The organism is Chryseobacterium mulctrae (assembly GCF_006175945.1).
Taxonomy (GTDB): Bacteria; Bacteroidota; Bacteroidia; order Flavobacteriales; family Weeksellaceae; genus Chryseobacterium; species Chryseobacterium mulctrae.
The window spans coordinates 2420333-2433709 of the sequence record NZ_VAJL01000001.1; the positions used below are offsets into that span (position 1 = coordinate 2420333).

The 13377-nt window shown below is 34.1% G+C and carries 13 protein-coding genes; 5 read left to right on the forward strand and 8 right to left on the reverse strand.

The annotated features are described in order from the left end of the window. Positions 1 to 13: 13 nt before the first annotated feature. The 5 genes from ftsA (at position 14) to FDY99_RS11075 (ending at position 6615) form a co-directional block, all read left to right on the forward strand. Entirely contained in the window at positions 14 to 1393 is a 1380-nt protein-coding gene (gene ftsA, locus FDY99_RS11055; RefSeq protein WP_139421469.1) for a cell division protein FtsA, read from the forward strand. A gap of 82 nt (positions 1394 to 1475) precedes the next feature. After that, positions 1476 to 3383: a cell division protein FtsZ gene (gene ftsZ, locus FDY99_RS11060; protein ID WP_139421471.1), complete on the forward strand. Its 1908-nt coding sequence runs from the start codon at positions 1476 to 1478 to the stop codon at positions 3381 to 3383. A gap of 95 nt (positions 3384 to 3478) precedes the next feature. Beyond that, positions 3479 to 3925, forward strand: coding sequence for a GatB/YqeY domain-containing protein (locus FDY99_RS11065; protein ID WP_139421473.1), 447 nt, complete (start codon positions 3479 to 3481; stop codon positions 3923 to 3925). 658 nt (positions 3926 to 4583) lie between these two features. Further along, positions 4584 to 4994 (forward strand): BrxA/BrxB family bacilliredoxin, encoded by a 411-nt coding sequence (locus FDY99_RS11070; RefSeq protein WP_074230482.1) that lies wholly within the window; start codon positions 4584 to 4586, stop codon positions 4992 to 4994. Between the two features lie 103 nt (positions 4995 to 5097). Next, complete coding sequence (locus tag FDY99_RS11075) at positions 5098 to 6615, forward strand: GH3 auxin-responsive promoter family protein (protein ID WP_139421475.1); 1518 nt, start codon at positions 5098 to 5100, stop codon at positions 6613 to 6615. 56 nt (positions 6616 to 6671) lie between these two features. On the opposite strand, the gene FDY99_RS22990 is transcribed toward FDY99_RS11075, so the two are convergent. The 8 genes from FDY99_RS22990 to FDY99_RS11110 form a co-directional block, all read right to left on the reverse strand. Continuing rightward, positions 6672 to 6824: a bacteriocin-like protein gene (locus FDY99_RS22990; protein WP_162304163.1), complete on the reverse strand. Its 153-nt coding sequence runs from the start codon at positions 6822 to 6824 to the stop codon at positions 6672 to 6674. Positions 6825 to 6913: 89 nt separating this feature from the next. Next, positions 6914 to 7318, reverse strand: coding sequence for a hypothetical protein (locus FDY99_RS11080; RefSeq protein ID WP_074230480.1), 405 nt, complete (start codon positions 7316 to 7318; stop codon positions 6914 to 6916). A 95-nt stretch (positions 7319 to 7413) separates the two neighbouring features. Next, a complete protein-coding gene (locus FDY99_RS11085; RefSeq protein ID WP_139421477.1) occupies positions 7414 to 7746 on the reverse strand; it encodes a hypothetical protein in 333 nt (110 codons plus the stop codon). A 4-nt stretch (positions 7747 to 7750) separates the two neighbouring features. Further along, complete coding sequence (locus FDY99_RS11090) at positions 7751 to 8737, reverse strand: endonuclease/exonuclease/phosphatase family protein (protein WP_139421479.1); 987 nt, start codon at positions 8735 to 8737, stop codon at positions 7751 to 7753. 69 nt (positions 8738 to 8806) lie between these two features. Next, positions 8807 to 9799 carry an endonuclease/exonuclease/phosphatase family protein gene (locus tag FDY99_RS11095; RefSeq protein ID WP_139421481.1) on the reverse strand — a complete coding sequence of 331 codons (993 nt, stop codon included), beginning with the start codon at positions 9797 to 9799 and terminating at the stop codon, positions 8807 to 8809. A 6-nt stretch (positions 9800 to 9805) separates the two neighbouring features. Continuing rightward, a complete protein-coding gene (locus FDY99_RS11100; protein ID WP_139421483.1) occupies positions 9806 to 10534 on the reverse strand; it encodes a rhomboid family intramembrane serine protease in 729 nt (242 codons plus the stop codon). Positions 10535 to 10538: 4 nt separating this feature from the next. Further along, positions 10539 to 12317 (reverse strand): DNA mismatch repair endonuclease MutL, encoded by a 1779-nt coding sequence (gene mutL / locus FDY99_RS11105; protein ID WP_139421485.1) that lies wholly within the window; start codon positions 12315 to 12317, stop codon positions 10539 to 10541. Between the two features lie 188 nt (positions 12318 to 12505). After that, complete coding sequence (locus FDY99_RS11110) at positions 12506 to 13360, reverse strand: YoaK family protein (protein WP_074230474.1); 855 nt, start codon at positions 13358 to 13360, stop codon at positions 12506 to 12508. Positions 13361 to 13377 lie beyond the last annotated feature (17 nt).

Genomic DNA, 13377 nt, shown 5'->3' on the forward strand with positions numbered 1-13377 from the left:
CGATATATATACAATGGAAAATCAAGAGTATTCAGTAGGTCTTGACATCGGGACAACCAAGATTGTCGCCATTGTCGGAAGGAGGAATGCACATGGGAAAATAGAAATTCTCGGTGTAGGGAAGGCAAAAAGTCTGGGAGTTCATAAAGGAATTGTGAATAATATTTCACAAACCATTAACTCTATTAAGGCAGCTGTGTCAGAAGCACAATCAAGCGCAGGAGTTCCTATTCATAAGGTAACCGTGGGTATTGCAGGAAAGCACATTCGTTCACTGCAGCATTCAGATTACATTATGCGTGAGCATCCGGATAGATTTATCACAGATGATGATATTGAAGCGTTAAAAGATCAGGTAAAAAAACTGGTGATGTTACCGGGAGAAGAAATTATACACGTACTTCCGCAGGAATATAAGGTTGATTCTGAAGGAGAAATTCAGGAGCCTGTCGGAATGCACGGAAAACGTCTGGAAGCAAATTTCCATGTTGTTGTAGGACAAATGGGAAGCATCAGAAACATCGCAAGATGTGTAAGAGAAGCAGGTTTGGAAATGGAGGCGCTTACTTTAGAGCCTTTAGCATCTTCTGAAGCGGTTCTTACCAAAGAAGAAAAAGAAGCAGGAGTAGCAATTGTAGACATCGGTGGTGGAACTACAGATATTGCTATTTTTAAAGATAATATTATTCGTCATACTTGCGTCATCCCTTACGGAGGCGGAATTATTACGGAAGACATCAAAGAAGGTTGTTCAATTATAGAAAAGCACGCTGAGCAATTAAAGGTTAAGTTTGGTTCTGCGGTTCCTGAATTGGAAAAAGACAGCACATTTGTAACGATTCCTGGACTTCACGGAAGACCAGATAAAGAGATTTCTCTCAAAACTTTAGCGCAGATTATCAATGCGAGAGTGGAGGAAATCTTGGAAATGGTTAACACAGAATTGAAAGCTTACGGAGCATTTGAACAAAAGAAAAAACTGATTGCAGGAATTGTATTGACGGGTGGTGGTTCAAACTTGAAACATCTTCGTCAGTTGGCAAACTATACAACAGGATTCGACAGCAGAATTGGTTTTGCAAATGAATACATTGCAAACGATAAAAACCAGTATCTTAAAGGACCGGAATTTGCTACCTCTATTGGTTTGCTGATGGAAAGTTTAAAAATCAGAGACAAAAAAACAGTTGTTGTAGAAGAGGAAGCTGAAATTGAGGTTGATACTAAAGTTGAGCACAAAGAAGTACAAACTGATATTAATGCTGAAACTCAAGTAGCTCCGCAAATAGAAGAAGAATTTAAAGCTCCGGTACAAACATCTAGATCTTCGAAACCAACCTTCGGACAGTCGCTGATGGAGAAAGTTAAAAAATTCTTTGAAGAAGTAGAATAAAAATATAAATGATGAATGATAAGCGATGAACGATTTTCTCATCAACTATCATAGTCGATTATCAATTTAGAAAAAATTAAATATGGAAAATATAGGCACACAAGGATTTTCATTTGATCTGCCAAAAGGAAATTCTTCGATCATCAAAGTTATTGGTGTTGGTGGCGGTGGAAACAACGCCCTAAAACACATGTACGAAAAAGGGATTCACGGGGTAGATTTCGTGATTTGTAATACTGATGCACAGACTTTAGATAACAATCCGGTTTCAAATAAAGTTCAGTTGGGAGTTACCATTACTGAAGGTCTTGGAGCGGGTGCAGATCCTGAAGTAGGGGAGAAAGCAGCTATCGAAAGTATCGAAGATATTAAAGCAGCAATGGGACAAAACACCAAAATGGTTTTCATCACCGCAGGAATGGGTGGTGGTACCGGAACGGGTGCTGCTCCGGTTATTGCTAAAGTTGCCAAAGATATGGGAATTCTTACGGTAGGTATTGTTACTGTACCTTTCAGCTTTGAAGGAAAAAGAAGACTTGATCAGGCAGAATTAGGACTTGATAAATTGAGAAATAATGTTGATTCATTAATTGTAATCAACAATGATAAATTAAGACAGCAATTTGGTAATCTTGGTTTCAAACAGGGATTCTCAAAAGCCGATGAAGTTTTAACTAATGCTGCAAAAGGAATGGCAGAGGTTATTACCGGTTACTTTGATGTAAACATTGACTTTAGAGATGCTAAATCTGTGCTTCAGAATTCCGGTACGGCATTGATGTCTACAGGAATGGCTTCTGGTGAAAACAAAGCTGAAGAAGCTGTAAGAAAGGCATTGGATTCTCCATTATTGAACGACAACAAAATTACGGGCGCAAGAAACGTGTTATTGTTGATCAGAAGTGGTGTAGAAGAAGCTACAATGGACGAAATAGGTATCATCATGGATTATATCCAGAAAGAAGCAGGTCACACAGCAGATATTATCTTTGGTGTTGGAGCTGACGAAGAATTAGGTGATGCAGTAAGTGTATTGGTGATTGCTACTGGTTTTTCTAACGATAACCAAAAGTTTTCTGGCCCTACTGAGAAAATCAGAATTGGTTTGAATGATGCTTTAGACAATCCAAAAACTTCGCCTTTCAAAACAAGAGACGAGAGAGAAGTGGCTCCTGAACAAGGATACGACTTTGGAGGAAAAAATCTTTTCAGATTAGATGATGAAGATCAGGATGCGCCACAATTTAAGATGAAGTCTTCTGAAAAAAAAATGATTATTGAAGATGAAGAGGTAAAAACCGAAATAAAATTCTCTGATAGAGAGGAAGATACATTGGAAAGCCCGATTCAGAGCTGGAGAAGCGAAGAATCGAGCGATGATAATGATGTGAATTTGTTTTCTTTCGATGACGATCCGAATGATTTAGAAATTCAGTCTTTTTCTTTTGATTTTGACAATAAAAAAGAAGAGCCAAAGGAAAATTCTTTCAACAAAAGCTATTCAGACGAAAAAAAGGTTGAGTTTAACTTCACCGTTAACGAACCTGTTGTTGAGCCTAAATATGATTTTGGTCAGCCAAAAAATGAGTTTGAAACTTCAGTAATCGAGAAAAAAATAGAAGAAACTACTCAAAAAATAGAAACATTCTATCAAACTCCTGAACAGCCAAAAGTAGAAGAAAGATCAACTTTCCAAAACAGAGCAGAAGTAGAGACTCAGAAACAAACAGAATCTGAATTTACTTTTGTGAATAAACCTGCGGAGCAGGAAAGAGTAGTTGAGAGAAGAAACAAACTGAAAGAATTCAATTCTCGTTACCAGAACTTCGATAATGTGAATGAATTTGAATCTGTACCTGCCTTCAAGAGAAAAAATATTTCAATTGATGGTTCTAATGCTTCAGATCAAAATATCAACACGTATTTGTCTGACAACAACGGGAACATGCAGATCAGAGAAAATAGATTTTTAAATAAAGATGTAGACTAAAATAATGTAACAATGTATCAATCTAATAATGTATCAATTTTGTGCATTAAGTTATTGGTACATTGATACACTTTTACATTGTTAAATTAATTATAATGAGTTTAGAACTTACCATAAGTGAAGCAATAAAAACAGCAATGAGAGCTAAAGACAGAGTAGCTTTAGATTCTCTTCGTGCTGTGAAATCTCAGATATTATTGCTAAAAACGGAAGCTTTAGGAGCTGAAGTTTCATCTGAGCAGGAAATTGCAATTTTGCAAAGAATGATTAAGCAGCGTAAAGATTCTTACGAGCAGTTTACAGCTCAGGGAAGAAATGATTTGGCAGAAGTAGAAGAGGCTCAGATGAAAGTCATTGAGAAATTTCTACCTGCACAATTATCTTCTGAAGAATTGGAAGCGGAAATTACGCAGATTATTTCTGAAACCGGAGCCGAATCTATTAAAGATTTAGGAAAGGTGATGGGAATGGCTTCAAAAAACTTAGCCGGAAAATCTGACGGAAAAAGTATTTCCGAGATGGCTAAGAAGTTACTTTCATAGTTATTGGTTAATAGTTGTTTGTTGATGGATTAAACTATCAACTAGCAACCAAAACCCATCAACCATTTATTAAGGATATTCAACCTTTGCATATCGATTTGATTAACGAAGCCCGAAACTTTATGTTTCGGGCTTCATTTTTAATATGAATGTTGATTTCATTTTTTAATAAAATGGTGGATGTAATTTCCTAAGCCATTTTCAATATTTAAAATGTATTTGTTTGTAGTTTTCTGAGTAGATAAGTAATTTTAAGATTTATGTTTAGTTTATTACTCATTAATAATGAAGCCCGAAATTAGTATTCGGACTTCATTTATTGTAAATCCTTTACCGATGTTTTTTTATGAATATTCTAAAAACCTAAGATAAAACAAAGATAAAGGTGAGGGAATTACATTGGTATTAGATTTACTCTAATATCCTGAAAGATTAATTAATAAGTTTTTTTTCATGGAAATCGTTTTTAGAATCATTTCAAATTTAACAAATATAATTCAATATCAATGTATTTTATTTAAGTATTAATTAAATTTATTATTATATCGTTATATATCGATGGCTTTTCATTTTGTTTATTAAATACTTAGATAGTTTTTATAAATTGTAAATACATACAGAATTGTGTAAATTTGTAGACACTTAAAAAAAATAAGAAATGTATCCAACAGATTTAGTAATGCCTATGAAGGCTGAGCTTACAGATAAAGGTTTCGCAGATTTGGCAACTCCTGCTCAGGTAGAAGATGCTTTAAAACAATCAGGAACTACTCTTTTAGTAATCAATTCTGTATGTGGTTGTGCAGCGGGAGCAGCAAGACCGGGAGTTGTTTACTCTTTAACAGGAGATAAAAAACCAGACCATTTGACTACAGTTTTTGCAGGTTTCGATAAAGAAGCGGTAGAAGCGGCTAGAAAACATTTGGCACCATTCCCTCCAAGCTCACCATGTGTGGCTCTTTTCAAAGACGGAGAATTGGTACACATGCTTGAAAGACATCATATTGAAGGAAATCCTGCAGGAGCTATTGCGGCAAACCTACAGGCTGCTTACGACGAGTACTGCTAATCTTTTAGCATTTAAAAATTAATATGAGAACCATTGCAAATTTGTGATGGTTTTTTTGTTTAAATAACTCGTTGAAAATCCAAATATTATTATATTTGTCAGAATGGCAACGAAAGCACTTTTCAATACGGTAGTCAATTGGTTTATCAAGCAGAGGATAGATCAGATTCAGCATTTTATGGATTATCCTATCGAGACACAGAAAGGAATCCTGTTTTCTCAGTTATTCCATGCAGAAGACACGGAATACGGCAAGAAGTATGGGTTTAATTCTATTTCAAGTTATCAGGATTTTAAAAATAAAGTTCCGATTGTTACTTATGAAGAATTTGAACCTTACGTTGAGCGCGCAAGACAAGGTTATAAAGACGTAAGTTGGCCTGGCTATATCAAGCATTTTGCAAAATCTTCCGGAACAACCAATGCCAAAAGTAAATTCATTCCTATTTCAGCAGAAAGCCTTGAATATTGCCATATGAAAGCAGGAAAGGATATGGTTTCCATTTACGCTAATAATCATCCAGAAAATCAACTTTTCACCAATAAAAATTTACGCTTAGGCGGAAGCTCTGAATTGTATGCAGATTTCAACACAAAATTCGGTGATCTTTCGGCTATTTTAATTGATAATCTTCCTTTTTGGGTTGAAATTACAACAACGCCAAGCAAGAAAGTTTCATTGATGGGAGAGTGGGAAAGTAAACTGAAAGCCATTGTTTCTGAAGTTAAAAATGAAGATGTAGGAAGTATTCTTGGAGTTCCAAGTTGGATGATGGTTTTATTACAGAGAGTTTTAAAAGAAACTGATGTAAAAAATGTTTCTGAACTTTGGCCAAATCTGGAAGTGTTTTTTCACGGAGGAATTAGTTTTAAACCTTATAAAGAGCAATATAAACCGATTATCGGGAAAGATATTAATTACTATGAAATCTATAATGCTTCTGAAGGATTTTTCGGAATTCAGGACAGATCGAATAGTGACGAAATGCTTCTGATGCTCGATTACGGAATTTTCTATGAGTTTATTCCTATGGATGAGTTTCACCGTTCCAATCCAAAAGTAGTAAGTTTGGAAGGCGTAGAAGTCGGAAAAAACTATGCAATGGTGATTACAACCAATGGCGGACTTTGGAGGTATTTAATAGGAGATACTGTTATTTTCACTTCAATCAATCCTTTCAGAATAAAAATTACCGGACGTACAAAACATTATATTAATGCTTTTGGGGAAGAATTGATGATTACCAATGTGGAATCTGCTTTAACGAAAGCTTGTCAGGAAACCAATTCTGCTGTAAAAGATTTTACCGGAGCTCCGATTTTTATGAAAGAAAATGAAAGCGGCGCCCATGAATGGATTTTTGAATTTAGTGAGCATCCCGAAAATTTAGATTTATTCACGGATATTTTTGATAGACATCTGAAAAGCATCAATTCTGATTACGAAGCCAAAAGATACAATAACATTACCCTGAAAAAACCGGTAGTGCATATTGCAAGACCCAATCTTTTCTATTGCTGGCTTGAATCTAAGGGTAAATTAGGCGGACAAAACAAAGTTCCGAGATTGAGTAACGACAGAGAATATATTGATCCTTTATTGGAGCTAAATAAAGCATAAAAAAACCGCAGAAATTTCTGCGGTTTTTATTATTTTAATAAGTTGATTTTATTTAATCAACAAGCAAAGACAGAGCATCTTCCAAATGAATTTCTGCACATATTCCATCCGCATCCGTCATCTTCATCTTTTGGAACATAGCCTCCTTGTACTTTTTTCAGATTTTCTCTTGTGAGCTTTTTAGCTTTTAAAGCAGTTAGTTTTTTCATAGTAACTTGTTTTGGTGATTTTTAGAAATCTAAATATACTACAAGTTTTACAAATAATTAGGGTTTTTAGCGAAAAAACAATCAAATGTTTACTTTTTAAGATCTTCTTTAAATTTTTTCGCACCATCCTCTACTTTCTGAGCTCCTTTTGCAGCTGCATCTTTTACATCTTTACTCACATCCTGAGCTCCAGACTTAATATCTTTCCCTACTTTATTGGCTTCGCTTTTAAGATCTTTTCCTGCAGCGTTGATATCCTCTTTTGCTTTCTGAGCAGTATTCTCTATTTTATCACCCGCATTATCTACGGTATTTTTAATATCGCTTTTTGCCTTATCTATTTTTGAGCTATCTACCAAGTCTGTACCGAGTTCTGTCGTCGTTGTCGTTGTTACAGATCCGTCAGGATTTTCAGTTTTTTCAGTTGTTGTTGACTTTGTACATGCAACAAATAGTGTAGAAACGGCTACTGCTGCTAAAATGTGCTTTTTCATTGTGTATATTTTTAATGTTGATTTAAATGAATAGATGATGTGTTTAAACGAAAAAAGAAACAAAAAATTTTCTTTTACGATAAAAAATGATTTAATTATTCCTGTTTGAGTTCTGTTGCATTTTCAGAAGCTTTTAGTTTTTTCTCTGCTTCAGCTTTCTTTTTATTTTCTTTTTCAAGTTCTTCGGTAATTCTTTTTTCTTCTTGTTGCAATTTTAAGACCTCTTTTAAAGAATCCTGATATTTTTGTGAAGACATTCTTATTTGTCTTGCAATATCAACTGATGTAGCGCCTGCCGAAAAAGAATCTATTGCGGTGGTGTCGTATTTTACTTTTAATTCCTGAACGTTATTCACAACGGGTTCTCGCTGAGAACAGGCAACCGTTGATAAAGATAAAATGACACTGGCAAAAATCACATTTTTCATGCGACTAATTTAATAGAAATTCAGCAATTACAGGATAATGATCTGATAATTTTACAGAATAATCTACTTTATAACTTTTGGGAATAATGCTGCTCGATGCAAAAATATAATCTATTCTCAGTGGAAATTTATAATCATGAAAACTTGTAGAACTTCCATTTCCTGCTTTTACAAAGGCATCATCTAAGTTTTTGCCTAAATTATAGTATTCCCAGGAATTAGGAACGGAATTAAAATCTCCAGCAAGAATCACCGGATAAGGCGAATTATCAACTGCTTTTCTGATTTTTTTCACCTGATCTTCATGTGTTCTGAAAGTAGGAATTAGTCTTGAAAAAAGAGCTTCCATTTTATTGTTTTCCTTTTTCTCGGAGTTTTCATCTTCCATTCCAAGCATGTTTTTATTTAATCTAAAAGGTTCCAGATAAACATTTACAACTCTTACGATTTTACCATTGATATCAATATCAGCAAAAAAAGAATTGCCTTTAGAAGCATCATTGATTAAGTCTCCCTGTCTCAAAATTTTGTGTTTGGTTTTTAATATCACCGAAGGATATTTTACCAAATCGCTTCTGAGTGCTCTGTTGGTGTCTTTTTCCTGAACCAGAATGATGTCGGCATTTTGATCTCGGATATATTTTTTTACATTATTCCAACCCAAACTTCCATATTTCACGTTGTAGGTTAAAACTTTTATATCTGTTTTGGCAGAAGTAATATTGCTGTTTTGCGGTGAGAAATTTACCCATCGTCTTACGGGATTATAAAAAATAAATGTTGAAAAAATAAAAATGAGAGCAATTTTTTTTCTTTTAATTATCCAAATAAGTGTAAATAAAAGATGGGCTAAAATTAAATAAGGAAAACCTAATGAAAGAAGATTAAGCTTGCTGAAATAATTAGGAGTTATCCAAGCGTTTGCAAATGTGCTGATTAACAGTGTTAAAACAACTAAATGGATAAAAAGTAAAAAGGGAAACCGCTTCATGAATTCAAATGTTTGTTTAGTAACAAAAATTCTGCCAATCAGCGTTTTATGAAATTTAAATAGTTAGTTTTATTCAATTTTAAAAGTAGCAATCACTGGAAAATGATCAGAAAGATTTACAGAGCGATCAACTTTGTAACTTACCGGTTTTATAGATTCTGAAGTAAAAATATAATCTATTCTTAAAGGGTATTTGTAATCATGAAAACTTGTTCCACTTCCTCTGCCTACTTCGTAGAAAGCATCTTTTAATCCTTCTGAAGTTTTATAGTATTCATAAGAATTAGGAACTGCATTAAAATCTCCTGCAACAATTACAGGATAAGGAGAAGCATCAATACTTTTTCTGATAATTTGAACTTGTTCTTGGTGAGATTTAAAAGTCGGAATCAGTCTTTTAACTAAATCTTTTACTTTTTGCTCATCTTCCTCGCTGTTTCCGTTAAGCTTTACCATGCTTTTTACAACACCGAAAGATTCTAAATGAACATTCATGACACGATAAATTTTGCCTCTAATTTCAAGATCTACTTGTTCGCACTGTACAGTTATATCTCTATTAGGAAGACCTTCAAATAGATTTTTACGGGAAATAATTTTATAATGTGTATAAAGTGATACGACAGGAATACTGTTCTTTCCAGTAAGGTTTTGAAGTTTTAATTCTCCTCCGTTTTCTTGAACAAAAACTAGATCTGCTTTTTGATCATCAATATATTTTTGTATTTCATCTTTACCTAATAAAGTACCGGCTTTTATATTAAACGTAAGAATTTTAAGGTTTGCTGTTTCCTTACTTTCGGAAGAATAATTAACCCATCTTTTAACAGGATTCAGAAAAAATAAACCTAAAAACATAAAGACAAATGCTCTTTTTTTCCAGCTGAAAATCCAGAAGAACGTGAGAATAACATATCCGATAACTAAAATAGGAAAACCTAAAGACAGTAAATTAAACCAAGGAAAAATTTTCGGTGGAATATAAGCATTCAGTAAAACTCCTGTTAACAGAAATAATAATCCTAAATGCAGTATTAAAAGTATTAATCGGAAAATTTTCACAAGATATTATTTGAATCGGTATAAGTGTTTTTTCCAGATTTTAGCTAAAATAAATCCTACAATTGCACCTCCAACGTGAGCTAAATGAGCAATTCCACCACCATTTCCGCTAATTCCTAAATAAATTGAACCTATTATCACAATAGGAAGTACATATTTTACTTTTACGGGAATGGGAATAAACATAATTCCAATTCTTGCTTCTGGGTATAGAGTAGCAAATGCGGCAATAACTCCGAAAATTGCTCCAGAAGCACCAACCATTCTACCAGTTAAAGCTAAATATAAGTTTAACTCTGTTTCTGTTGATGAAAATGAATTGGGATTAAAGCCATATTTACTCATATCTGCCTCTTCATATATTTTTTGAATATCAACATTGGAATTTGTATACAGTTCGGCAGTCCATTGTTGGATTTCGTAAAAATTCCACAAATTGAAAAGAAAAAAAGCACCTAAACCACTTAAAAAGTATAAAATTAAATATTTCTTATCTCCTAATGACTGCTCTAAAATAGGTCCAAAACTGTATAATGTAAACATATTGAAAAGTATGTGCATTAGACTTCCATGCATAAACATGTGAGTAATAATTTGCCAAGATTGGAAATTGGGCGAAAAAGGATAATATCCTGCAAGATAATAATCTAATTGTGGCAACAAGAATGCTGCTAAATAAACAACAACATTTATTATAATTAAATTTCGGGTAATCGGCGGTATATTATTAAACATCTACTTAAAATTTATTTTTAAAATCATTAAACGGAACTTCATAAAAACATCTTTTTCCGTTAGGTAAAAATTCTGGGAAGCCCAATGCTGTAAAATCTTTAATCAATTGTTCAGCATCTGCTTTATAGATAAAATCAAAACGGGATTTCGACTGCATTTTGTTCCATTGATTCTGATAAAACTGTAAAAACTCTTCCTCAGTTTTATATTCTAAAACTTCAAAAAGATTCTCCAGAAATTTCATCACCTGAGATTCTTTCAATCCTTCAGGAACCGCATCAATACTTAAAACGCTGTCGTGATTGATGCTCATTTCAAACCCAAGTTCTGGAAGATATTTTTTTATTGCTTTGTACTTGATCTTTTCAGTCTCGTTCATATGATACTCTAACGAAAACAAAAGAGACTGTCTGTTTGTAGATTTTTTTGATTTTTTATTGCTTTCTGCCACCAAAAGACGGTGCATTCTACCCAGATCGAGCATTAATGTAGAATCTCCTTTATTGAAAAGCCAATATCCGTTGGGAAGTCGCATCAAATCTTCATCAAAATCCTCATCTTCAAATAAATTTATTTTTGAAGGCTCTGCAGAAATGTTCTGATGATACATTTTTGTAAGATTCTGAATTTCTATTTGCGGATTTCCTCTTTCTTCCAAAAAAGGATTGTAATCTCGGTCTACAATTATTTCAGGCATTTTGAGATTTCCAATGTTGTTGCTTTTGCTGGGAAAGCTTTTCTGCATCATTTCATCAAGTTGCGGATCTCTTTCAAAATCTAAACTTGGTGCAATATTGTAAATTCCTAAAGCACGTTTGATAGTAGAACGGAGCAAAGCAAAAATAAGATGCTCATCTTCAAATTTTACTTCCGTTTTCTGAGGATGAATATTAACATCAATTTTTTCCGGATCTAATTCAAGAAAAAGAAAAAATGTAGGAATGTATCCAGGTAAAAGCAATCCTTCAAAAGCTTCCTGAACTGCTTTGTTGAAATATGGACTTTTAAAAAATCTTCCATTTACAAAAAGGAACTGTTCGCCACGGGTTTTCTTAGCACCTTCCGGTTTTGCTACAAAGCCATGAAGTTTACACCAGATAATATCTTCTTTTATAGGAATCAGTTGTGGATGAAGCTTTCTGCCGAAAATATCAACAATTCGCTGCATCTGAGTTCCTTTTCTCAATTTGAAAATAGGCTCGTCATCATGAAAAAGTGAAAACTCTAAACCTTCGTGAGCTAAAGCAACACGCTGAAATTCATCAATGACATGACGGAATTCAATATTATTATTTTTAAGAAACTTTCTTCTTGCCGGAACATTATAGAAAAGGTTTTTAACTAAAAAATTAGAACCTTCCGAAGTCTGCGTTGGTTCCTGAAACTGAAAAACTCCGCCTTCAATGTAAATATTGGTTCCTAATGCAGCGTCTTTTTGTTTAGTCTTTAATTCTACCTGAGAAACGGCAGCAATAGAAGCCAAAGCTTCACCGCGGAATCCTTTGGTTGCTATTTTAAATATATCTTCAGTTCCTCTTATTTTTGATGTGGCGTGTCTTTCAAAAGACATTCTTGCATCGGTCTCAGACATTCCTTTTCCATCATCAACAACCTGAATAAGGTTTTTCCCGGCATCTCTTATAATCAGCTCTATTTTTGTAGCTCCCGCATCGATAGAGTTTTCCAAAAGCTCTTTTACAATAGATGCAGGACGCTGCACCACCTCACCGGCTGCGATTTGGTTGGCTACATGATCGGGTAAAAGCTGAATAATATCTGACATAAGTGGGTAATGAACTTACAAAAATAGGCAAAGCAAATAAGATTTAAAACAGTAAAACAATGATTTAAGATTAAGTTATCCCTAACTTTTACACAATCCTATTAAAAAAAGCCCCTAATTGTATAACAATTAAGAGCCCCAAACTAAGTATATACAATTTGTGCTGTCCAAATTTTAATCAATGATCGTCACATCATTTTTTCTTCTAAGACCAGTTTAGATTTTTCCGGTCGTTTTTGTTTCATTACCACTTCGGCGCTTCCATGTATTCTGTCGTACAAATAAGCCATCAGATTGGGTTTTTTATAGATTTTCGAATATCTGTAGCTCGTATAAAAGTGTCTCAGATGAATTTTATAAAGATCATATCCGATAACGACTACCAAGCAAACGCTGATTACATAAAATACACTGAATTCCAGATAATAATAAGTTAATCCTGAAAACACCGCTCCTGTAACATAAGCCAACATAACACTTGATAAAAGCTTTGCTCTTGCAATCAGCTCCGGGTTTTTTCTGTATTTTTTGTGCGTAAACATAGACATCAGAATCCCCAAGTCGGTTGTTGTTCCGGTAAGGTGGGTTGTTTTTACCAAAAAGTTGGAAATGCTTGCCGTTAAACCGTTCTGTAAACCGGTTGCAAAAAGCATTAAAGCGACCAGATATTCTGCTTCTTCCAATGTTTTCTGATAATAAAACTGTCCGTAAATTCCTACTGCCAAAAGACATAAAATCTCAAGAACAATCGGCATTGCGTGCGCAAAATATTTACTTTTTCTGTTGAAATTGATAACGAAAAAGTTGGCGGTAAAACTACCGAAAAAGAATAGGAAGATCCAGGCTCCGACAACGGCAACCTGATTCCAGTTTCCTTTGCTTATTTCTGCTGCAAAAACGGCATAATGTCCCGTTACGTTTGAGGTAAATGAGAGAAATATTAATAGAGATGCAATATTTATAGTTCCTGCCGTAAAGGCAGTCAGCGTCCCCAGTTTTATGTTGTCTCCCAACGTCCTGCTGTTACTATAATTTCTTAACATTTTACTTAAATTTTAAA